The 24,591-nt window shown below is 33.1% G+C and carries 19 protein-coding genes; 18 read left to right on the top strand and 1 reads right to left on the bottom strand.

Annotated features, from left to right (window positions below):
• Position 1 precedes the first annotated feature (1 nt).
• The 9 genes from lpxA to IPJ23_09975 all read left to right on the top strand — a co-directional run bounded on the left by lpxA (position 2) and on the right by IPJ23_09975 (position 17,235).
• Positions 2-778: an acyl-ACP--UDP-N-acetylglucosamine O-acyltransferase gene (gene lpxA / locus IPJ23_10015; GenBank protein ID MBK7631011.1), complete on the top strand. Its 777-nt coding sequence runs from the start codon at positions 2-4 to the stop codon at positions 776-778.
• Positions 775-1,539, top strand: coding sequence for a lipoate--protein ligase family protein (locus tag IPJ23_10010; GenBank protein MBK7631010.1), 765 nt, complete (start codon positions 775-777; stop codon positions 1,537-1,539). Before lpxA ends, IPJ23_10010 begins: the two co-directional genes overlap by 4 nt.
• Before the next feature lie 56 nt (positions 1,540-1,595).
• Entirely contained in the window at positions 1,596-2,675 is a 1,080-nt protein-coding gene (locus IPJ23_10005; GenBank protein MBK7631009.1) for a hypothetical protein, read from the top strand.
• A 69-nt stretch (positions 2,676-2,744) separates the two neighbouring features.
• A complete protein-coding gene (locus IPJ23_10000; protein MBK7631008.1) occupies positions 2,745-5,717 on the top strand; it encodes an exo-alpha-sialidase in 2,973 nt (990 codons plus the stop codon).
• 269 nt (positions 5,718-5,986) lie between these two features.
• Positions 5,987-6,982, top strand: coding sequence for a D-glycero-beta-D-manno-heptose-7-phosphate kinase (rfaE1, locus tag IPJ23_09995; protein ID MBK7631007.1), 996 nt, complete (start codon positions 5,987-5,989; stop codon positions 6,980-6,982).
• Entirely contained in the window at positions 6,979-7,458 is a 480-nt protein-coding gene (gene rfaE2 / locus IPJ23_09990) for a D-glycero-beta-D-manno-heptose 1-phosphate adenylyltransferase (GenBank protein ID MBK7631006.1), read from the top strand. The genes rfaE1 and rfaE2 overlap by 4 nt, the downstream gene beginning before the upstream one ends.
• Positions 7,458-11,945, top strand: a complete 4,488-nt coding sequence (locus IPJ23_09985; protein ID MBK7631005.1) for a hypothetical protein — start codon at positions 7,458-7,460, stop codon at positions 11,943-11,945. The genes rfaE2 and IPJ23_09985 overlap by 1 nt, the downstream gene beginning before the upstream one ends.
• Entirely contained in the window at positions 11,945-14,056 is a 2,112-nt protein-coding gene (rnr, locus tag IPJ23_09980) for a ribonuclease R (protein ID MBK7631004.1), read from the top strand. Before IPJ23_09985 ends, rnr begins: the two co-directional genes overlap by 1 nt.
• Positions 14,053-17,235, top strand: coding sequence for a PD40 domain-containing protein (locus tag IPJ23_09975; protein ID MBK7631003.1), 3,183 nt, complete (start codon positions 14,053-14,055; stop codon positions 17,233-17,235). Before rnr ends, IPJ23_09975 begins: the two co-directional genes overlap by 4 nt.
• A gap of 27 nt (positions 17,236-17,262) precedes the next feature.
• On the opposite strand, the gene IPJ23_09970 is transcribed toward IPJ23_09975, so the two are convergent.
• Positions 17,263-17,544, bottom strand: coding sequence for a zinc ribbon domain-containing protein (locus IPJ23_09970; GenBank protein ID MBK7631002.1), 282 nt, complete (start codon positions 17,542-17,544; stop codon positions 17,263-17,265).
• Between the two features lie 103 nt (positions 17,545-17,647).
• Between IPJ23_09970 and IPJ23_09965 the strand changes: the two genes are divergently transcribed.
• The 9 genes from IPJ23_09965 (at position 17,648) to IPJ23_09925 (ending at position 24,575) form a co-directional block, all read left to right on the top strand.
• On the top strand, positions 17,648-18,310 hold the full coding sequence (locus IPJ23_09965; protein ID MBK7631001.1) for a hypothetical protein: 663 nt from the start codon (positions 17,648-17,650) through the stop codon (positions 18,308-18,310).
• A gap of 99 nt (positions 18,311-18,409) precedes the next feature.
• The gene (locus tag IPJ23_09960; GenBank protein MBK7631000.1) at positions 18,410-19,354 is read left to right on the top strand and encodes a ribose-phosphate pyrophosphokinase; all 945 of its coding nucleotides are present in this window, start codon (positions 18,410-18,412) and stop codon (positions 19,352-19,354) included.
• A gap of 17 nt (positions 19,355-19,371) precedes the next feature.
• Positions 19,372-20,013: a 50S ribosomal protein L25 gene (locus tag IPJ23_09955; protein MBK7630999.1), complete on the top strand. Its 642-nt coding sequence runs from the start codon at positions 19,372-19,374 to the stop codon at positions 20,011-20,013.
• A 7-nt stretch (positions 20,014-20,020) separates the two neighbouring features.
• Complete coding sequence (locus IPJ23_09950; protein ID MBK7630998.1) at positions 20,021-20,617, top strand: aminoacyl-tRNA hydrolase; 597 nt, start codon at positions 20,021-20,023, stop codon at positions 20,615-20,617.
• 21 nt (positions 20,618-20,638) lie between these two features.
• Positions 20,639-22,843, top strand: a complete 2,205-nt coding sequence (locus tag IPJ23_09945; GenBank protein ID MBK7630997.1) for a sodium-translocating pyrophosphatase — start codon at positions 20,639-20,641, stop codon at positions 22,841-22,843.
• Positions 22,844-22,936: 93 nt separating this feature from the next.
• On the top strand, positions 22,937-23,353 hold the full coding sequence (gene rpsF / locus IPJ23_09940) for a 30S ribosomal protein S6 (protein MBK7630996.1): 417 nt from the start codon (positions 22,937-22,939) through the stop codon (positions 23,351-23,353).
• A 35-nt stretch (positions 23,354-23,388) separates the two neighbouring features.
• A complete protein-coding gene (locus IPJ23_09935; protein MBK7630995.1) occupies positions 23,389-23,895 on the top strand; it encodes a single-stranded DNA-binding protein in 507 nt (168 codons plus the stop codon).
• Positions 23,879-24,109, top strand: a complete 231-nt coding sequence (locus IPJ23_09930) for a 30S ribosomal protein S18 (protein MBK7630994.1) — start codon at positions 23,879-23,881, stop codon at positions 24,107-24,109. Before IPJ23_09935 ends, IPJ23_09930 begins: the two co-directional genes overlap by 17 nt.
• Before the next feature lie 22 nt (positions 24,110-24,131).
• Positions 24,132-24,575: a 50S ribosomal protein L9 gene (locus tag IPJ23_09925; protein MBK7630993.1), complete on the top strand. Its 444-nt coding sequence runs from the start codon at positions 24,132-24,134 to the stop codon at positions 24,573-24,575.
• Positions 24,576-24,591: the final 16 nt, after the last annotated feature.

The following is a 24,591-nucleotide window of genomic DNA, read 5'->3' as shown; positions in this document are numbered from 1 at the left end:
AATGAATTCTATCCATCCAACTGCAATTGTAAGCAGTAAAGCTAAAATTGGTGATAATAATATTATTAAAGCTTTTACCATTATCGAAGATGATGTTGAAATAGGAAATGATTGCCAGATAGGACCAAGCGCTGTAATATATAATGGTGCACGAATTGGAAATCGCGTTAAGATTTATCAATCTGCTTCTATTGCCCATCGACCACAAGATCTAAAGTTTGGCGATGAAGCTACTTGCTTTTACGTAGGTGATGATACTGTTATTCATGAATTTGTAACATTCCACAGGGGCACACAGGAAACAGGTTTTTCCAGAGTTGGGAAAAATTGTTTATTTATGGCCTACACCCATGTTGCCCACGATTGTGTTGTAGGTGATAATGTTATTTTTGCTAATCTTGTACAAATTGGCGGACATGTACACATTGAGGATTGGGTAATTTTGGCTGGTGCATGCGCTGTTCATCAGTTTTGTCATGTTGGAAAACACGCAATGGTTGGTGCTAATTCCCTAGTTGTAAAAGATGTTCCTCCATTTGTTATGAGCGGAAGATTTCCAATAAGATATGAAGGCTTGAATAAAGTTGGTTTGCGAAGACGTGGATTTACGAATGATGATATTGATATTATCAAAAAAACCTATGATACAATTTATAACTCAGGTTTTAATGTGTCACAGGCAATTGCCAAAGTTGAAACTGAGTTTGGAACAAATCAGCACGTTCAAGATATAATTAAATTTGTTAGAGCAAGTAAGCGCGGAATTATCGGCAAATGAAATGGCAATTTCTAAACTCCGGTGTTAACAGCGGCAAGTTCAATATGGATTTTGATGTTTTTCTTTCGGAAAATTTTAATCCTAACAACGCAATTTTAAGATTATATAGATGGAATCCCTATTGTATCTCTCTTGGGGCAAATCAATCTTTAGAAGATATAGATTTTGCCAAAACAAGATATCATCAGATTGATGTTGTTAAAAGACCAACTGGCGGCAGAGCGATTCTTCATTCTCAAGAATTAACTTATTCCGTAATATATCCGATAGGCGCATCATCATCAGCAAAAAATATTTACAACGAAATAAATCTTGCTTTACGAAAAGGCTTAATTAATTTTGATTCAAGATTGGATGCAATCGATTTAGAAAATACTCAACCAGACTTTAAAGAGTTTTATAAATCAGAAATTAGTTCGATATGTTTTGCGGTTTCTGCAAAAAGTGAATTGAATTTAAAAGGGAAAAAAATAGTTGGCAGCGCGCAAAGAAAATTAGGAAATGTAATTCTTCAGCACGGATCGATTCTTTGCGGCGCATATCATAAAAAAATTGTTGATTATCTTAATGTTACTGATGAATTAAGAAAAGCAATGTTTCAGGAAATTGCATCAACAACGATTGACTTAAAATCTGCACTGAATACTGAAATAGATTATGCTAAATTAAACGCATCAATTCTTAATGGATTTAAAGAACATTTTAATTCCGATTTTGAAGAAATTGATCATGAGTTCTTAGAAAGCAAAATGATAGCCTGATTTTCTTAATTTATTTTGCTGTCCCAGTTTTCATTCATATTCAAGTTTCACAAATAATGCTTTCAAAAATAAAAAATTTAATTTCCTTTCTTCTTTTAGTTTCATCAATATCTTTTGCACAGATTGAATCCCAACTGTTTCTTGAGGGCGCACGAATTACAGATATCAAACAAGAAGGAACCTCAATTTGGGTTTCTACTTATGGACAGGGGATATATCAGTATTCTAATAAAGATGGCAAATGGACAAACTATTCAAGCAAGAGTTCAACTTTAGACAATGATCTTTTTCACTGCGTTGCCGCAAGTAAAGATTATATTTGGGCTGGCGCAAATGAAGGTTTGTTTATCTATTCTAAAAAAACTAAAAAATGGACTAAAAGAAAATTTGCACAGGGCGGAGAGTTTGGAAATTGGATAAGAAGTTTAAGTTTTGATGAAAAGAAAAATAGATTGTGGATTGGCAGATTTAGAAACATTACAGTTTTTGATCTTAAAAGAAATAGGTTTACCGATTACAATCGTGTAATAAACAGCGATGAAAAAACTAATAACTTTAATGCAATTGTATTTGATGGCGATAGTGCAATCTGGTTTGGTGTAGAAGCTGGTGTGCATAAGTTTGAAAACACAAAAAATGTTGATGTCCAATCTGCCTGGAGTTATTTTAAAAATAACAACAGAAATTTTAACGAAGATGGAAATTCAGTTTCAGTTTCCGATTTTGCATTTACGAGCAATGAGGTTTGGTTTGGCACCGATGAGTTTGTAACAAAAGAACAACCGGAGTACAATCCCGGCGGCATTTATGTTTGGGATAGAAAACTAAAATGGGATAGAATATCTAAAGCAAACGGACTTGGCGGTAACGGAATTTATTGTTTAGCAAAAACAGGTAACTACATTTGGACCGGTGTTTACGAGTTTAGGAAAAACGACAAAGAAGAATATGGCAAAGGTTTATTTCTAATTAATCGCATTACAAAAAAAGTTGTACCAGTTGATCTTAGCGAATTAAAGATCACAACCTCAAACATCCTCTCACTTTACTTTGATGGAATTAATCTTTGGATCGGAACATCCGAAGGATTAGTAAGATTAAAATTGGGTAATGAGCTTGCACATCTGAAGAAGTAACTTCTTCCTTTACTTCGTAAAATTATTTTTGTACGTTTGGTTGTCTTTAAAATTGCTAAGGGGCAAAAAATGCATACAAAGATTTATTATCGTTCGTGTTTAGTCGTTTCTCTCATTTTTGTTTTTACGAATTTAATTTGTTCTCAGATATCAGATCTAAAACAAATTCCTTTACAGTATAAAGATGTTCTGGAATCTGCTTCTGTTGCTATTAATGATAACGAGTTATTATTCTTTTTTATCAATCCAACTCAAGACTCGCTCTTCTCAATTAGAACAACAAACCTTGGTAATAGCTGGTCACAGCAATCGTTAGTTTATAATTTCCCTTCAAATGCAGTTAGTGTTTTATTAAAACTGAGTGCTATAAAAACAAATACGAATCGAATAATTCTTTGCTGGGCTTATTCAAATTCTACTCTTAGCAGTGATTCAATTACTATAATTAAATCTGATGATTCAGGTCAAAGTTGGAGCAGTCCAACAAAAATTAAAGGAGCTACCTCAGGTAGCGGTAGTTCAAAACAAATTTCTGAAATGACTTTTGCAAAATCTTTGTCTAATCATATTTATTTGGCTTTTAATAATCGCGGCAGACGTTATTTGTGGTTTAAAAAAAGTACAGATAACGGCACAACCTGGACTGATACAGCTAAAGTGATTTATAGTTCTACAACTTATGTCTCTGACGTTAGCCTGGTAACAAGCGATGATCAGAATTTGAAAGCGTTCTTTATCGAGGGTACTCCTGTTTCTGTAAATAAAATTAAGAAAATGAGTAGTACTAACGGTGGACAAACATGGTCAAGTCTTGAGACAATCATTGAGGATCCATTACAAATAAAATCTCCAAGAGCAATTATTACAGATGATAATAGACTTTGGTTAGTTTACCAAAAAGAATCAACGTATCCTTATATAAACCCTGAATGGAACTCACCAACTAATTACCTTACTTCCGATTTATATTACCGAATCAGTGAAGATTTGGGAAACACCTGGCAGCCGGAAAAACAATTAACAAAATACATTGGTGATGATAATTATCTTAATCTTACTTACTATGATAACTCACCATTACTTTCGTACACAACCCAGAGGTTTACAAACAATTATAATCTAACATTTCTTATACCCGGTAAGTTTGAAGAGAATAAAACTCCACCTTATATAATATATTCTTACAGTAACAATATTGATACTCTAAAAAACAAATGTACTATTAAAGCTTTGGTCATTGATGATGAATCCGTTGGTAAAGTGTTAATAGATTTTGCAGATGGTCAATTAACCGGAGAATTGTTTGATGATGGAACACGATTAGATGGTGAAGTCAATGACAGCATATTTGCCAATGTGTTCGAAGTTCCAAGACTAGTTAATTATGATGTCTATTTGATAGAAAAAAATAATCTTAAAATCCCAATTAATAAAAAAGGTATAATTGCTGCTTCAGGTTATCCGTATGCTTATAATTTATTACCAGGAGTTTTAGAGGCTTATGATGAAAACAATAATGTTGTAATAAAAGATGATGAGATTGATATTCTTATATCAAGTTTTGGCGGCAAGTATGATGACGTTGTTTTTTTATTTTCAAGTGGGTTTTTGATGTCCGGGCTTGAAGGAGATTCAATCTGGGCGAACGGCGTTGCTTCAGCTTCATTGATCGAAGATTATATTCCGGGGAACATTGGTTCTGATCCAAAAGACAAAAGAAATTCTATTTATGTATTAAATGCAGATGATAAACCTTTCGGAAACTCCTGGCAGGTTTGGAAAGACGCTGTAGTACGTGGTGCTGAGTTTTATGATGGAGACCATAGTGGAATTTACGACCCTATTGATAATAATTTTAATGGCATCTGGGATAGTGATGAAGATATGCCGATGATTCTTGGAGATGAAACTGTCTGGTGTGTTTATAATGATGGATTGCCTGATTCTTTAAGAAGATTGAGAGTAGCTCCAAAAGATATTGAAATTGCTCAGACCATATTTACTTCAAAAGAATCTGGTTTAGAAAATGTTATGTTTTTAAGATATAAGATTTTAAATAAAAGTGTTATTGATTATGATTCGGTTTACTTTGGTTTTTGGGCTGATACAGATTTAGGTGAAGCAACTGATGATCGTGTTGGTTGTGATACGTTGCTAAATTCGGGATTGGTTTATAATGATGGAGATGATTGGCAATATGGTAATAATGTACCATCTTTTTTTACAACTTTATTACAGGGACCAATTACTGATACAGGATTAAATACAGATACTGCCTACAACAAATTGGGAGAATTATTAGGAACACGAATGTTCCCAAGTTCAAGGAACTCAAATATTTCAGCTCATACTATGTCTATTGGCGGAGATCCAAGCTTAAGTGATCCTAGTGAATCTATTTATGTAAGAAATTATTTAATGGGTAAAACTCGTTTTGGCAATTATCCGGATCCTTGTACTTTTAGTTATGGTCAAGTATTAGGTGGAGTAAATTGTAATGAAGTAAATAATCGATTGTGGGTTTCGGGTGATCCAGTAACCCAAATTGGGTGGATAGAAACTACATCCGCCGATCAAAGAAACATACTCAGCACAGGTCCATTCAAATTAAAGCAAAATGAACCTATTGATATTATTGCTGCATATGTAGTTGGAAGAGGAACGGATGCATTAAACTCAATAACAGTTGCAAGAGAAATTGTTGAAGGAGTGATTGAGGAGTATAAAAATAATTTTCCAAGACTAACATATAAACCAGGTGCCCCAACAAATCCAATTGTTAGTTATGAGTTATATCAGAACTACCCAAACCCATTTAATCCAACAACAATAATTAGATATGCTATACCGCAGGATGGAATTGTAACGATAAAAATATTCGATATACTAGGACAGGAGGTTGTAACGCTTAAAAATGAATTTCAAAAAGCGAACCGTTATGAAGTTCAGTTTAATTCAAAAGGATTGGCGAGTGGAGTTTACATATATAGCCTAAAGGTGAATAATTTCATAGAATCCAAAAAAATGATTTTATTAAAGTGATTATGATGACATTAAATTAACTTTTTCTTAAGTAACAATTTTAGCCTCTCCCCCCCCCCCCCCCCCCCCCGGGCGCAAACAAAAAACCAAAACATTAGTAACAAAATAGATTCCCACTTATTTGGGAATGACAATTTTGTGTTTAGGACTTTTGAAACAGCCGTTTTACCTCTGCCTTTATCCATATTCATCCTGTGTTTTCGCCACTTTTTACCCACATTTTTTATAGTTATTTTTCAGACAAATTTATTAACTAATCTGGCTTATCAATGATTAAAATCTCTGAAAAAAGATTACTTCAGTTAAAAAAGAATTTTAAACAAAAACGTATTGCTGTAATTGGCGATATGATGCTTGATATTTATTTCTGGGGTGATGTTAAAAGAATTTCTCCAGAAGCCCCGGTTCCTGTACTGGAAGTGGAAAATGAATTTTACCGTTTTGGCGGAGCTGCAAATGTTGCGTTAAATATTTCTGCATTAAATGGAATTGCTGAACCAATTGGAGTAATCGGTTACGATAATCATGGAACCATTTTTAATTCTCTTTTATCTGAACAAAAAATTTCTCATCACGGACTTATAGTTGATGAATCACGACCAACTACTGCAAAAACACGTGTAATTGCAGATAGTCAGCACATTGTTAGAATTGATAAAGAGAGTAAAGAAACGATAGCAAAAGATATTCAGAATAAAATTTTTGATTATGTAAAAAGTATAATTAAAAAATTAGATGGAATTATACTTCAGGATTACAATAAAGGAGTTTTATCTTCTTCACTTATTGCCCAATTAATTGAATTAGCTAATAAGAATAAAAAACTTGTTACTGTAGATCCTAAGTTCAACAACTTTTATGAATATAAAAATGTTACCGTTTTCAAACCTAATAGAAAAGAAGCTGAAGATATACTTGGAATGAAAATCAAAACTGATGCTGATATTTCTTTTGCGGGTAACACATTGCTAAAAAAACTTAATTCCAAAAATGTTTTACTAACTCTAGGCGAAGATGGTATTGCAGTTTTTAAAAAAGGGAAACCAGAAAAACGTATGCCAACTAAAGCAAGAAAGGTTGCTGATGTTTCCGGCGCTGGCGATACTGTTATTTCAACCTTAACTATTGCGCTTGCTGCAGGCGCTAATATTTATGAAGCATCTTATCTTGCAAACTATGCAGGCGGAATTGTGTGTGAGGAAGTTGGAATTATTCCGATTGAACTTGATAAACTTTTTGATACTGTTGCGCGAGAAAATAAATGAGTAACATAAAATCTCGAACAGAGATAAAAATAATTAGAGAGCAGCTAAAACAGCAAAATAAAAAAGTTGTGTTTACTAATGGCTGTTTTGATCTAATTCATTCTGGTCATGTTGATTATCTTGTTAAAGCAAAAGAGATGGGCGATGTTTTAATCCTAGCTTTAAATTCTGATTCATCAATTAGAAATATAAAAGGTGATAAACGGCCAATATTAAAGCAGGACGAACGAGCATTTATTGTATCCAATTTAAAGCCTGTTGATTATGTAACTTTTTTTGAGGAAGATACTCCTGCAGAAATTATTAGTGAATTGATTCCCGATGTTCTGGTTAAAGGCGCTGATTGGGCGATTGATAAAATTGTAGGAAGAGAAATTGTTGAAGCTAACGGTGGTGAGGTCAAAACAATAAAATTTGTAAATGACCAATCAACTTCAAACATCATAAAAATTATTAAAGAACTATATAAAGATTAGTGGACGAGAAAAAGATACAGACAGAGACCAAGAAGATTATTGGCAAAGGCAGAAAAGCTTTACGCTACGGTGTAAATATTTTTGTTTACACTTTTGTCGGCATCTTTATGCTGTTCCTGGTTTTCTTTGGAGTATCTCAAACTTCTATTTTTAAAGATTGGCTGCGTGATACAATTGTTGAAACTGTAAATAGTGAAATACAAGGAAAACTATCTATAGGAGAGATTGACGGAACAATTTTTACTTCACTACTTATTAAAAATGTTAGTCTAACTTCTTTACAAAATGATACTGTTATTTCAGCCGGAAATATTGAATTAAGAACAAGTCCGTTAAAAATACTTTTTAAAAATATTTATGTAAGAAAATTTGAATTAAAAGATGCGAAGATTCATCTTGTTGAAGAAAATGATGGAGAATTAAATCTTCTTAAAATATTCCCTGCATCAACTGAACCCGAAGACACAAGTTCTTCTGAATTCCCTTTTACCATTGAGGTTGCTGATTTTGGATTAACCAATGTTGATTTTTCAATGCAGAGATATGATAAAGTTGGAAGTAATGAAAATTATCAAAGCATGAATTTGGACGATCTGCGAATCAAGAACTTAAATGTTTCATTTAATGCATTTGCTGATCTTAATAAATACGCATACAGGCTTACAATTAGTGACGTTTCATTTAACCCAAACTTTAATTTTTTTCAACTGCAGCATTTAAGCGGCAGTATTCTGCTTAGTCCCGAATTAGCTGGGATCAACAAACTTCATTTAATCACGAATGATTCTGATATAGAACTTAGTGCCGCAATTTTAGGTGTAGATTTCCTAACAGATTTTTCTATGGAAGAACTTGCAGCAGCACCGGTTCGGTTGAGTTTATTATCTACAAAATTGAATGTTGATGACGTTACAACTTATGTTCCGGTAATGAAAATGTTTGCGGGAATAATCTCTACTGACCTGGAAGGTTCTGGAACATTTAACGAGTTATCACTTAAGAAGTTTAAAATTAATTATAATAACACATCTCTTAAAGCAAAAGGTGTTCTTAAAAATTTACTGGATGCAGATAAGATGATTTTTGATGTAAGAGTGACCGATTCCTACATAGATCCATCTGATCCTAATAAATTTTTAAAGGATTTAGATTTACCTGAGTACATGGAATTCGGTGTATTTAGAATTGATACTTTGAATTATTACGGTGGACCTTTAGAATTTAAAACTACTTTTGCAATTAGAACCGATAAAGGAAATTTAAATGGGAATGCTGATATTGATTTACGTTCTTCAGCAATGAAATATGATGCAATTCTGATTACAAAAAATCTTGATATTGGTCCTTTCCTATCCATTTCAACGGATATGAATTCTGAGATTAAAATCAGCGGTGTTGGATTTGATCCGCAAAAAATAAAATTAGATCTATCTATGAACGCAGTGTCATCCAGGTTCGGAGAAAAATATTTTAATAATTTAAATATTACTTCAAGTGCGGAAGACGGATTGATCACTACAACTTTATCCTTATCATCAGATTCATCTTCCGTAAAGTTGCTGGCAAATTTGGATTTTAATAATCCAAATGATCCCACATACGATATTAAAGGTAAACTGAATGGAATAAATTTATCAAAACTTCTCAATAACGAATCACTTGATTCAGAACTAAATTTATCACTTGAAGCGAGTGGGCAGGGATTTAATCCCGATAGTATGGATTTATTTCTTGTAACCGATATTAAAAAATCCAGATTTTTAGATTTTGATATTGACAGTACAAGATTAATTATGGATTTGAGAAGAAATGATAATGGCAAAAAAATAATTAATGTTATTTCTGATATTGCAGATTTTACAATTAGCGGTAATTTCTTAATAACTTCTTTGGGTGATGTGATTTCTCGTGAAGCAGAAATAATAAGTAGTGCCATTGATGAAAAGTTTAATCCAATCTTTAAAAAAGATTCCTTATTCAATTCTGATTCGTATACATTGTTGTCAGAAAATCAAACCTCTATAAATGATTTTGATTTAGATTATCTTTTAGACTTTAAGGAATCCATGAATCTAACTTTGGGAAAAGATCAACTAGAGCTTGATGGACAGATGAATGGATTTATGAAGTCCTCAAATGATTCTTTATCTATTTCACTTATTTCTGATTTTGATTATCTAAAATATTGGAATGATGAAGCTCTTTATTTTCTTATAAACTCAAAGCTTAATTGTAAACTTTCTAATCATCTCATTACTGGATATTCGGGAAATTTAGATGCTGAAATTGAGTTTACCTCTGATAGAATGTATGCAAGTGCAAATATTTATAATGTTAACTCAAAACTAACTCTGTCAAATAATCAAATTGATTTATCAGCATCTGCAAAATATGAGAATAACATTACAACAAAAATTAATGCAAATGCAATTTTTAATGATGCAGAACTTCAGTTAAATATAACAAATTTTAATTTTAACTATAATCAGTTTAACGTCCATAATAAGCACAATCTTGCTCTAGCATACTCCAATGAAACACTAGATTTTAAAGATTTTATTTTAGACGTTGCTAATGGGACGTTAAATGTAGGAGGTACATTTGGACCAACTGGTGAAGATACCATTAATGTTAGTCTTGATTCACTTAAAGGGGAAATGCTGACAACAGGTATTTTGGGAAACTTTGGGCAGAAAAAAATTGATGCGGATATAAATCTTAAAGGTTTAGTAACCGGAAATTTTAGCGATCCAAAATTTTTAATTACAACATCTGTTAATAAAATTAAATATGGTGAAAGTAATTTTGGTTCATTGCTCTCTGTTTTTGATTATTCAGATAATAAATTAAATGCAGATGTAAGATTTCTTGATTCCACCGAGAATAATGATACACCCGCTATGTTGATTTCAGGGTATTTCCCTTTAATGTTAACTTCAACTAAGGATTCAATCTCTAATTCTCAAAAGTCAATTGATTTAACAATCCAATCAGATGAATTTGATTTAAGTTCTCTTAAAAACATTATCCCTTATGTCCAGTTTCAAAAAGGAAAACTTGAAACTGATATTTATATATCCGGCACAGTTTCTAAGCCTATAGCAATTGGATACTTTAGTATTAACGATGCAAAATTTAAAGTAACTAATAATAATCTTGATTATGATTTTAATACCAAGGTTTGGATTGATGATGACGACATTACCATCGAAAGCATAACATTGCAAAACGTATTTGGAACAAAACAAGGTGGTACTTTAAAAGGTGATGGATTTGTAAAACTAAATGAATTTAAATTGGATTCGACATTTATTAAGGTAAATGGAGATTTAAAGGTACTTGATAAAATATCTAAATCATCAAGTCCACTTGTATATGGTGATCTTGCACTGCAAAGTAGGGGCGACATAATCTATTCAGCAAAAAAAGGTATTTCATATGTTAATCTTCCGATAGATGTAACAGTAGCTGATATTATAGTTCCGCTTAGTAAATCAGCGTATTCAAGTAACTCCGGGTTTATTTATAAATATACCAATCACACAAAAGGTATAGATAATCTTATCCTTGAATTAGATAGTTTGATTGAAATAACGAATAAAAATGATTCAATTCTGAATATTGATGTTAATGGTTATCGTTTTGATTACACACTTGATATAAAACTTAAAACAGAAGCCGAAGTTGTTGTTGTTCTTTCCAAAGAACTTGATCAAAATTTATTAGCTATTTTAGACGGTGATTTTTTCCTTGAATCGTTGAATGGCAAAACTAAATCTGGTGGCGAACTTGAACTGCTTGAAGGTTCGAGTTTAAGTTTTATAAAATCCTTTTCAGCAAAAGGAAATGTAAAGTTTGATAAAATTACAAATCCAATTATTGATATTACATCCACTTACAATGATTATTACATCCCGCCAAATTCTAGTAATGGAACTACCGAGCAGGAAGTAGCTGTTAAGATAAAGTTAAAGGGACCATTAAGTGAACTTGATCAGAACTTTATTAAGGATGAAGATAATATTGGTGTTTATATGGGGCGACAGGCAATTGAAGATGATAAAAAAGATCCAACAAAAAATGCTACAGATGCAATGTATTTCCTAATTATTGGTAAGTTTCCTGATGATGATAATAATCAAAATGATAAGAACTTAGTTGCTTCAACTACTACTTCACTTGCTGGTTCATTGATTGGAGAAGTGTTAAATCAATATTTTGATAATTATGTAACAGGTTTTCAATTAAGGCAAACTGCAACTGATACAAAGTTTAGCTTACTTGGTAAAGTTTGGAAGATTAAATATCAAATTGGTGGCTCAACTGAAGTGTTACAGGATTTAAGTCGTGCAAATGTTAGAATGGAATATCCAATTACAGAGAGATTACAATTACGATTGGAAAGAAAAGAGTCTGAAAATCAGACATCATCAATTAACAATCCACTTTTCTTTGAAGGTGGTTTTAAATATAATTTTGAGTTTTAATGAAAAAAGAATTAAAAGCTTTCTTTAACAGAAATCAGGGTAGGGGATTTAAATCCAAAGATGTTGCATCTAAACTTGGATTTAATTCTGATCACGAATATGCTTCTTTAAAAGCAGCGCTTCATAAACTTGAATCAGAATCCTTTCTGATCAGAACGGGAAAAAAATACCAGCTTAACAAAGTACCGCAAACAAACAGGTTAAAAGGCAGACTTGAAATTAACAGAAATGGTTTTGGATTTGTAAATATCAATAATGAAAAACATGGTGATATTTTTATTGCTGCCAGAAATATTGGGACAGCTTTCGATGGTGATTTAGTGGAAGTAGAATTATTTGCCAAACAAAAAGGTAAAAATATTGAAGGGCAAATTGTAAATATCGTTGAAAGAAAACGTAAAGAATATGTTGGAATAATTAAAAAATCCAAATCATTCTTTTTTATTTCACCTGATGATCCAAAACTTCACAGGGATATATACATAACAGAAGCGAAACTTAACGGTGCTAAAACGGGGGATAAAGTTGTCGTAGGTAAGTTAGTTTGGGATTCTTCAATGCTCAATCCGGAATGTGAAGTTGTTGAAGTAATAGGAAAATCGGGAACACACGAAACAGATATTATTTCGATAGCGCGTGAGTTTGATCTGAAATATAAATTCCCTAATTCTGTTTTAGCAGAAGCGGAGAGCATTCCAACTGCCATTCCAAAAGAAGAAATTAATAATCGTATAGATTTTAGAAATAAAAATGTTTTTACAATTGATCCAGAAGACGCAAAGGATTTTGATGATGCACTTTCTTTGGAACGATTGGAAAATGGAAACTTATCCATAGGAATTCATATTGCGGATGTGTCTCACTATGTAAAAAAAGATTCCGCACTTGATGTTGAAGCTCGAGAAAGAGGTAACAGCGTTTACTTTGTTGGAAGAGTAATTCCAATGCTGCCGGAAAAACTATCAAACCAAATTTGTTCACTAGTTCCTTTTGAAGACAGACTTACTTATTCCGTTATTGTTGAAATGACTCCACGCGGAAAAATTATCAACTACTTGATTGAAAAAACTATCATAAACAGTAAAAGAAGATTTACTTATGAAGAAGCTCAAAAAGTTATTGATACCGAAAAAGGAGATCTCGTTGAAGATATCTTGGAATTAAATAAGATTGCAGAGCTTTACAGAAAAAAAAGAATGCGGGAAGGCAGTTTTAATTTTATATCTCCTGAGGTAAAGTTTAATCTTGATGAAAATGGAGTTCCTGTTTCAATTTTAGTTAAGAAGTTACAACAAAGCAACATGCTAATAGAAGAATTTATGCTACTTGCAAACAAGTTGGTTGCAACTCAGATTGCAGTTCCAAAATCCGGGGCGGTAAAACCATTTGTTTATCGAATTCATGATTTGCCTGATCAAGAAAAAATTGTAGAATTTTCTCGGTTTGTAAAAACACTTGGTTACACATTTGATCCGAACGCCAGTTCAAAATCTATAGGATTCCAAAATCTTCTTAACCAGGTTAAAGGCAAGGAAGAAGAGGGTTTAATTAACGAGTTGGCAATTCGTTCAATGGCTAAAGCAGTTTATTCACCTGATAATATTGGACATTATGGATTGGGATTTAAGTATTACTCACATTTCACTTCTCCAATTAGAAGATATAGTGATTTAATTGTTCATCGTTTACTTTTTAATTATAAAAATTTAAAAAATGGTGAAATTTATTCACTTGCACAATTGGAAGAAATTTGCGAAAATATATCCGCAACTGAAAGAAATGCAGTTGAAGCGGAACGATTTAGCGTTAAGCAAAAACAGATCGAGTATTTAAAGAATCATCAGGGGAATGAATTTTCGGCAATAATTTCTGGTATAACAAATTTTGGAATTTTTGTTAAAATAACAGATATTCTTGCAGAAGGTTTGGTTAGATTAAGAGATCTTGATGATGATTATTACATTCACGATGAAAAAAAATACGCAATCGTCGGCAAGCGTACGAAAAAACAATATCGATTAGGGGATAAAATTTCTGTAAAACTTATCCGTGTTGATGAGGAAAGATCAGAGTTAGATTTTATAATACTTGAATCAAAGGAAGCAGGATGAAGGTAGTAAAACTTTTTTTAGCATCATTTATTTTCTGTTCCGTTGCAGCATTTGGGCAATTTGGAAAAAATAAAATTCATATTAAGGATTATGATTGGTACTATATCCAAACTAAACATTTTGATATATACTTTTCGCAGGATGGTGAGTCTCTTACAGAATTTACAGCCCAAGCTGCTGAAGATGCTATTACCTCAATTCAATCAACACTTAATTATAGAGTTAACAATCGGGTTACGATAATTATTTTCAATTCTCAAAATGAATTTCAAGAAACTAATGTAATCGATCAATATTTAAGTGAAGGGATACAGGGGTTTACAGAGCTATTTAAAAATAGAGTTGTAATTCAGTTTACAGGATCTTACAAGCAATTTCGTCATTTAATTCATCACGAACTTACCCACGCAGTAATGAATGATATGTTTTATGGCGGTTCAATTCAGAACATTATCGCAAATAATATTTCACTACAATTTCCGTTATGGTTTAGCGAAGGATTAGCGGAGTACGAAGCGCTTGGTTGGGACGTTGATACAGATATGTTTATACGTGATGCTGCGGTAAGTGAATATTTACCTGAAATAAATCAGCTTGGCGGTTATTTTGCTTACCGTGGTGGACAATCAGTTTTTTATTATATCGCAAACAAATATGGCAAAGAAAAAATTGGCGAGTTAGTAAATAAAATAAAAGGTGTCGGTAGCGTTGAAGAGGGAATTAAAGCCACTTTAGGAATTGATACTAAAGAATTAGGTGAGCGCTGGAGAAAAGACATTAAAAAAACATTTTGGCCTGATGTTGCTTTAAGAGATGATCCGGAAGATTTTGCAAAAAGATTAACTGATCCTGAAAAAGATAAAGGATTTTATAATACTTCTCCAACACTTTCACCACAAGGTGATAAGATAGCGTTTATCTCAAATCGTGATTACTATTTCGGTCTTTATATTATGGATGCTTTGACCGGAAAAACACTTGAGAGGATTGTTGAAGGAAATCAAACACCTGATTTTGAAGAATTAAATATTTTAACTCCAGGATTAACGTGGTCGCCTGATGGAACCAAAATAGCTTTATCGGCAAAGAGAAGCGGCTTTGATGCAATTTATATTTTTGATGTTGAATCCGGAGATAAAGAAATTCTTGATATTAATTTTGAAGCGGTTGAAAGTGTAACATGGTCCAATGATGGAAAAACCCTTGCATTTATTGGACAAAATACGCGTGAATCTGATCTTTATATTTATAGTTTTCAAACCGGTGAAACAAAAAATTTAACAAATGATATTTTTAGTGACTCTGATCCTGCGTGGTCACATGACGACAAGGCAATTTATTTTTCATCAGATAGAGGAGATGATCTTGATGGAAGAAATTTACCTGATGATTTTAAAATATCGAACCATAATTACTCGCAAAAAGATATTTACAAATATGAACTATCAAATAACAATACAGTTAGGATAACTGATCTTCCATTAAGTGATGAAACATCACCAAGAGAAGAAGCCAATGGTGAGAATTTAATTTTGATTTCGGATCAAAACGGAATAAATAATATTTATACAAAATCGCTTGCAGAAAATGGATCTGAAAACTCCGTACTAAATTCTCCATTAAAACCGATTACAAATTCTTTAACCGGTTTGTATCATTTGTCTTTATCAAAAGACACAAAGAAATTAGTTTTTTCTACTTTGTATGAATCAGTATATAATATATTTATGCTTGATAATCCATTTGAAACAAAAACTAAACTTGATAAGCTTACACCCACATTGTACTTTACAAAATTAGAAGAGCAACGAAATAGAAAGTCTGAAATAAAGATCATTAAAGACCAAACTGATACTAATACTATTGTACAGAATAATAGCGATGTTGAAGATGATGAAATTAAAATATTTACGGGTGATGTTGTTGAGGTAGATTCATCATCAAAAAGCAGCGGAAGAGATTTTTCTAATTTTGTTTTTGGTAAACAAGATTCATCACAGGAAAAAGTTTATGCAAACGATTCATTATTTATTCCAAAAGATAATTTAGATAACAACGGAAATTATCGTGTAAACAAATATAAAATTACATTTGGTCCTGATCTGATTTACGCTAATGCTGGTTACAGCACTTTCTATGGATTAATTGGAACTACAGTCCTTTCTTTTAGTGATGTTTTAGGTGATCATCGGTTGGTTGGAGTTACCGGTTTGCAAATTGATTTGAAGAACAGCGATTACGGTTTGGCTTATTATTATCTCGGCGGAAGAGTTGATTATGGAGTTCAGGGTTATCATACTGCAAGATTCGTAAATCTAGTAAGAGGTAATTTTATTAATCTTTATAGATACAGAAGCTATGGCGCAACAATTTCAGCCAGTTTGCCGTTAAATCGTTTTTATAGATTTGAAGGCGGGTTAAGCTGGTTAAATGTAAAAGGAGAAAATCTTGATGATATATCCATTCCATCAGATGAAGCCTCTTTTATTATACCATCTTTAGCATTTGTTCACGATAATGTTATGTGGGGATACACATCACCAATACAAGGGACTAGATATAGAGTTGAAGCTTATGGTAATCCAGGAATTGGGAATAAAAAATTAAGTTTCTACACGCTTAGCGGTGATTATAGAACCTATTTAAGATTCTGGACTGACTACTCTTTTGTAATGAGATTTTCGGGTGGTTATTCTGGTGGATCAAATGCACAAAGATTTTTTCTTGGTGGAATTGAAAATTGGATTAACAGATCCTTTGCTACCTCAGAAATTCCAATTGAGTCAACAAGTGATTATGCTTTTTTAACAGCAGTTTTACCTATGCGTGGTTTTAATTATTCTGAGCAGATTGGTTCTAAATATTTTTTAATGAACTATGAACTTAGATTTCCTTTGATTCGATACCTTGTTCCGGGTCCAATACCAATTTTATTTAGTAATATTCTTGGTGTGGCTTATATAGATATTGGATCAGCATGGAATAATACAGGTAAGTTGCAGTTTTTTAATAAAGATGAAAATGGAAATGTTGTTAGTAAAGATTTACTAATGGGCACAGGTGTTGGTACGCGTGTATTCTTCCTCTATTTTCTCTTAAGATTTGATGTGGCTTGGGCTTATCATGTTGATAAATTTGCAAAACCTATTTTCTATTTTTCAATCGGAGCAGATTTTTAATTAAAATAAAGTGCTGCTGAAAAGAAATTATTTATCAGCAGTATTTTTTTTAACAGTCTTAATTTCTGTTGTTGATTTCTCGACAGGTTTAACTTTTTCAGCAGTTTTTGTCTCTGATGGTTTAGATGAATTTTTGTAATCGGTATGATAAAAACCAGTTCCTTTAAATATTGCACCCGCACCCGCACTAATTAATCTTTTAACTTCACCATTACAAACAGGACAGTTTTTTGTTGGCTCATCTTTCATAGATTGAAAAATTTCAAATCTATTTCCACACTTCAAACACTTATACTCATAAGTTGGCAAAACAATCTCCTAAAATTTAAAGGCAAACATAATGAATAATTATAGAATGTTCTATAAATTTGGTTTGTTAAAATTCATCACATAATAATTAGAAATTAATAAATTGAAAAAGTTAATCTTATCATTGCTGCTAACACTTCTAATGTTAACCGGTTGTTTAAACTATGTACAGAATACAACAATTTATCCCGATGGTTCGGGGAATATGGAAATTAATTATTGGATGAAGTTTTCTGATACGAGCAGTGTAGCTACAATTTTAAATTTAGAACTATTTAATCCTGATTCAATAAGAAGCGAGTTTTCTTCAGAATTTGTAAAGATAATCGATGTTATAACTTTTTCCGATACTACAGATTCAACAGTTCATGCAAATATCCAGCTCAGTTTTAACAATGTTGATTCTTTAAATACCGCTAATGCATTCTCACAATCCAGATTTTTGCTTGAAGACGGTGCCTCGGGACAAAAAATATTTTCACAATTTATTCCACCTGTTACCACTGGTTTTGGGATGGATGGAAGTGCTTATTATGTTACGTATAATTATGAAATTCGTGGCGATATTATCACTCACAACGCAACTAATAAGTCTGGTAATAATTTAACCTGGTCATATTCACTATCCGAAATTGGAAGAGGTAAAACGATTTCCGTTACGTTTAAGCCATTTAAACTAAAAGAAACGCCTTATTGGATTTATATTCTTGCAGGTTTAGTTCTCTTAATTGTTATTTTCTTTCTTATCCGAAAGAAGAAAGATTAAATTGTTTTATAGATTTATAAGCATTTAATTTTATTGACATAACTTACCTCATTGTTTATATTTAACACCTATTTTTAATTTTAATAGAGCATTTTTCAAATGTCATCAAGCGGTTATATGATCTTTGCAGGAACTTCAAATGTTCCTTTAGCGGAAAAAATTGCAGAGTCGATTGGTGTTAATTTAGGAATGCTTGAGTTAAAAAGATTTAGCGATGGTGAAATTTGGGTGAAGTTTGGTGAGAACATCAGAGGACGGGAGATATTTTTAATTCAATCAACCAATCCACCTGCTGAAAATCTTATTGAACTTTTAATTATGATTGATGCAGCCAGAAGAGCATCTGCAAAAAGAATAACAGCAATTATTCCTTATTTTGGATACGCAAGACAGGATAGAAAAGATCAGCCTCGTGTTTCTATTACAGCAAAACTAATGGCTAATCTTATTACAGAAGCGGGTGCTGATAGAGTGATGACAATGGATTTGCACGCTTCGCAAATACAAGGATTTTTTGATCTGCCGGTTGATCACCTTTATGGATCATCAATTTTTCTGGATCATTTAAATAACTTGTCTGATAATCTTTCAGTTGTTTCACCAGATGTTGGTGGAATTAAAATTGCCAGGGCTTATGCAAAAATGCTTCACTCCGGTTTAATTGTTATCGATAAAAGAAGACCAAAACAAAATCTTGCTGAAGTGATGAATATTATTGGCGAAGTTGAAGGCAAGGATATTTTACTTGTAGATGATCTGATAGATACTGCTGGTACTTTTGTTGGCGCTGCTAAAGCGCTAAAAGCTAAAGGTGCAGAAAAGATATATGGTGCGGTTACTCATCCGTTGCTTTCAGGGCCTGCAATAGAGCGTTTGAACAGTAGTGATATAGATAGACTTTTTGTTACTGATACAATAAATTTTAATGAAAATGCATCTGACCGAATTGTAAAGATTTCAGCAGCACCGTTATTTGGCGAAGCAATTAGAAGAACTTATAAAAACGAATCAATTAGTTCATTATTTAATATAGATAAAGGTTAATAAGACCCGGAGTTAAAATGGAGAAAGTAATAATAGAAGCACAGAAGCGTAATAAAATTGATAAGGCATCAAGAAGCGCTTTACGTAAAGAAGGAAAGGTTCCTGCAATATTTTATTCAAAACATCATGAACCACTGCCAGTGCAATTTTCAGAAAGAGCAATTCATCCTCTCGTGTTCACATCAAAAACAAGTTTAATCACCCTTAATGTTGATGGGCACGAAGAATTAGATTGTATTATAAAAGATGTTCAATTTGACCCCGTTACAGAAAAAATTGTTCATATAGATTTGTTAGGTCTTAAAAAGGGTGAGAAAATTCAAATTGAAGTTCCTGTTCAATTAGTTGGTAATGCTATTGGAATTAAAGAAGGCGGGATATTGCAACATACCCTTCATAAACTACAAATTGATTGTTTACCGAAAGATATCCCAGAACATTTAGAGATTGATGTTACTGAACTGAAGCTTGGGCAAGCTATTCATGTAGGTGATCTAAAGTTTGAAAATTTTGATATTCTTAATTCACCTGAATCTATCATTGCATCAGTAACACATCCAAAAGTTGAAAAAGTGGCTGAACCTGTTGCAGGTGAAGCTGAGGGAACCGCTGAACCTGAAGTTATAGCTAAAGGTAAGCCACAGGATAAAGAAGAATAATTTTTAAGTGCATGTAATTGTTGGAATTGGAAATCCGGGTAGCCGTTATAAAAATAACAGGCATAATGTTGGGTTCCAGTTCCTTGACTATTTTTGTAGCAAAAAATTGTTGTCTTACAAAGCTTCAAAATTCGAGTATCATTTTGCAGAAGGGGAATTTTCAGGTTTCCCATTCGTTTTAATAAAGCCGGATACCTATGTAAATAATAGTGGTTTAGCAGTTTTAGATTGTATTAACCATTATAAAATTGATGTTACTAAAATTTTGGTCATTGTTGATGATATCAGCTTAAATCTATCTGATATTCGAATTAGAAGATCTGGCGGAGATGGCGGACATAACGGTTTAAGTTCAATTATTTATCATCTTAATAACAATGATTTTTCTAGACTAAGAATAGGGATAGGTAATGATTTTGAATCAGGAAATCTTGCATCCTATGTTTTATCTGACTTTGATGAAAATGATCTTATGCAACTTAAAAAATCCTTTGAAATAAGCACAATACTTGTAGAAAGTTTTATTTCGGACGGATACAATAAAATGCTTAGTGCCTTCAGCCGATTAAAAAATCTAGATAAATTAAATAAAGAATCAGAATAAACTCGATTTGAGGAGAGCATAATGGATTTAATATTTCATGTCATTCCACTTTTTGGTGTAGTTGCATTAATTTATACTTTTTGGCGTTCAAGATGGATATCTAAACAAGATGCTGGAAATGAAAAAATGCAAATTATTGCCGGACATATAGCCGAAGGTGCAATGGCATTCTTAAAAGCTGAGTACAAAGTATTAATCTTTTTTGTAATTGTTGTTGCTATTCTGTTAGCTTATAGCGGCGCAAACTCAGCTGATTCATCTCCTCTTGTGGGTTTATCCTTTGTGGTTGGTGCATTTTGCTCGGCACTCGCAGGATTTATAGGAATGCGAGTTGCTACTAAAGCAAATGTTAGAACAACTCAGGCTGCAAGAACAAGTATTGGTAAAGCTTTAGAAATCGCTTTCGCCGGTGGTTCCGTTATGGGTTTAGGTGTTGTTGGATTAGGTGTTTTAGGGCTTGGTGGATTAATGATTATCTATGGTGATATGTACGGTATGTCAACTCAAGAAAATCTTACAAAAGTAATTACAATTATAACAGGATTTTCTTTTGGAGCCTCTTCAATTGCACTTTTTGCACGTGTTGGTGGTGGAATTTATACTAAAGCAGCTGACGTTGGTGCCGATTTAGTTGGTAAAGTTGAAGCTGGTATTCCTGAAGATCATCATTTAAACCCTGCTACAATAGCAGATAATGTAGGTGATAATGTTGGTGATGTTGCTGGAATGGGTGCCGATCTTTTTGAATCATACGTTGGATCAATTGTTGGAACTATGGTTCTTGGTGCCGCATTCTTTTTAACTCCTGAGTTCGGAATAAAGTTTAGCGGACTCGGCGCTGTTCTTTTACCATTAGTTCTCGCGAGTGTGGGAATTATTGCATCAATTATAGGAACCTTCTTTGTTAAAGTAAAAGAAGGTGGCGATCCTCAAAAAGCTCTTAATACCGGAAACATTGTTGCAGGAGTTTTAATGATAGCTGCATCCTGGTTTATCATAAAATGGTTGTTGCCCGAAAACTGGTATTTTCAAGACCCATTATATCAATGGGCAGATCCGGTTAAAGGAAATTTTTATACGTCAACCGGAATATTTATCGCAACTGTTGTTGGAATTATCTCCGGGGCAATGATCGGAATGATTACTGAATATTATACAGGTAGTGGAAAAGGTCCTGTAATTAGTATAACCCGACAGTCTGTTACAGGTGCTGCGACTAACATCATTGCAGGTTTAAGCGTTGGTATGATTTCTACCGCCCTACCTATTATTGTATTAGCATTTGCAATTATCGTTGCCTTTAACTTTGGTGGACTTTATGGAATCGCTATAGCTGCTGTTGGTATGCTTTCAATTCTTGGTATTCAACTTGCGGTTGATGCTTATGGTCCTATATCTGATAATGCCGGTGGAATTGCTGAAATGGCTGAACTTCCCAAAGAAGTCAGATCGAGAACTGATAAATTAGACGCAGTAGGAAACACCACTGCTGCAATTGGAAAAGGTTTTGCTATCGGATCAGCTGCGCTTACAGCACTTGCTTTGTTTGGTGCTTATATGACCTCAGCCAAATTATCCTCCATAGATATCTCTAAAGCAGTTGTTATGTCCGGATTGTTGATGGGTGCTATGATACCATTTTTATTTTCTGCACTTGCAATGCAAGCGGTTGGAAAAGCCGCAATGGCGATGATTGAAGAAGTTAGAAGACAGTTCAATACAATTCCGCAATTAAAGGCTGCACTTGGCGTGATGAAAAAAAATGATGGAGTTGAGCATTCAAAATGGTCTAAAGAAGATATTGGAATATTTGAGGAAGCAGAAGGAAAAGCCGAATATGGTAAATGTGTTGAAATTTCAACTAATTCAGCAATTAAACAAATGGTGCTGCCCGGTCTTTTGGCGGTTGTTATACCAATTTTAGTTGGTTTTCTTGGGGATAAAGAGATGCTTGGCGGTCTTATTGCTGGTGTTACTGTTTCTGGAGTATTAATGGCAATATTTCAGGCAAATGCAGGTGGTGCTTGGGATAACGCTAAAAAAATGTTTGAAGAAGGAATTGAGATTAACGGACAAATGTATTATAAAGGCTCCGATGCTCATAAAGCTGCTGTTGTTGGCGATACAGTTGGTGATCCATTTAAAGATACATCAGGTCCATCACTTAATATTTTACTCAAATTAATGTCAGTGGTTGCGCTTGTAATTGCACCTTTAATTAGGTAATTTTGGACGCTTTTTAATACATATTTAATAACCCTGCTCTTACATTCGTTTGAATAGTAAGGGTCTTAATGCCCATAGGGAGGTGATATACAAATGAGAACAGGTATTTATGAAAGTGCCGTTCTGATAAATGCTGCGTTAGATGATCAGCAAATCGACTCAATTCTTACCAGAATTAATGACGTTATAACTAACAATGGCGGACAGATACGCGAACTTGATAACTGGGGACGCAAACGTCTTGCCTATCCGGTTGAGAAAAGTAAAATTGGTTATTACGCCATTTACAGATTTGAAGCCCCAAGTGATATCGTTGCAAAGTTGGAAAGAATATATTCGCTAGATGAACAAATCTTACGATATGTTACCCTTAAACTTAATAATGATGCAATTGAGCAGCTTGATAAAAACAAAACCCTTTCATCCACAATCAAAGATGAGATAGTAACAGAAGCTGTTGAAGTTAAAGCCCCTGAAGAAGCGGCCGACACTAATAATGAAGAAAAGTAAATAATTACTAAATGATTTAGTTTGGAGGTTTATAAATGGCTGATTTGAAAATGCCGGAAATTAATTATGTTATTGTAGCCGGAAATCTTACTAAGGATCCAATTTTTAGAGAAACAACAAATGGCACTCCTGTAGTAAATTTTTCTATCGCTTCAAACAGAAAATTTAAAGACAGTACAAATCAATGGCAGGAAGATGTTTGTTATGTTGGAGTTGTTGCTTGGAATAAGCTTGCTGAAAGCTGCCGAGACAGACTAAGAAAAGGATCTGCAGTTCTTGTTGATGGTGAATTGCAAAGCCGAAGCTGGAAATCCGAGGATGGACATAACAGAAGTATAGTAGAAATAAAAGCTAGAAGAATCCAATTTCTTAATAAAAGGTTGGTTGGATCAGATGGTAATGGTTCAGTTGAAGAAGATGATCTTAGCATTGCAGTAGATGATTCAATCGATTATACAGAGGATTCTTTTGATAAGTTTTTATCTGAAGAAGAATCAAGTTTAATAAAACAATCAGGTAATGGAAATGAAGAAAGAAGTTAAAACAAAAAAAGTCTGTAGGTTTACTCAAAACGGTATTAAATATATCGATTATAAAGATGTAAAACTTTTACAGAAATTTACCACCGAACAGGGTAAGATTATTCCTAAAAGAATAACCGGAACCAGTTCAAAGTATCAACGTGAATTAGCTGTGGCTATTAAACGTGCAAGACACATGGCTCTTTTGCCCTATGTTTCGGATACAGTTAGATAGTTAAAAAATAGCTGGAGAAAAAATGAAAGTAATCTTAAGACAAGACTTTGAAACCTTAGGCAAAATAGGCGAAGTTGTTGATGTAAAGGCTGGTTATGCAAGAAACTTTCTTTTACCTAGAGGGTTAGCTTATATTGCACTGAAAGGCAATATGAGAGCTCTTGAAGAAGAAAAGAAATCAGTTGAAAAACGCAATTTGCAAGAACTAAAAGCCGCTGAAACTCTTGCTGCTGAACTTGAAACAGTATCGGTAACAATACCTGTTCAAGTTGGTGAAGAGGATAAAATCTTTGGAACCGTAACAACACAAATGATTGCAGATGCACTTAAGGAAAAGGGTCATGATATAGACAAAAGAAAAGTTGAAATTGAAGAACCAATTAAGGCTCTTGGCATTTATGGTGTAAGTGTAAAAATCCACCAGAGTGTTAATGCTAAAATTAAAGTATGGGTTGTTCGAGAGTAATAATAAATTTGTTTAA

The sequence above is a fragment of the Ignavibacteriales bacterium genome (assembly GCA_016709765.1).
In the GTDB taxonomy this organism is placed as follows: Bacteria; Bacteroidota; Ignavibacteria; order Ignavibacteriales; family Ignavibacteriaceae; genus IGN3.
This window is presented reverse-complemented; position numbering and strand designations above follow the sequence as displayed.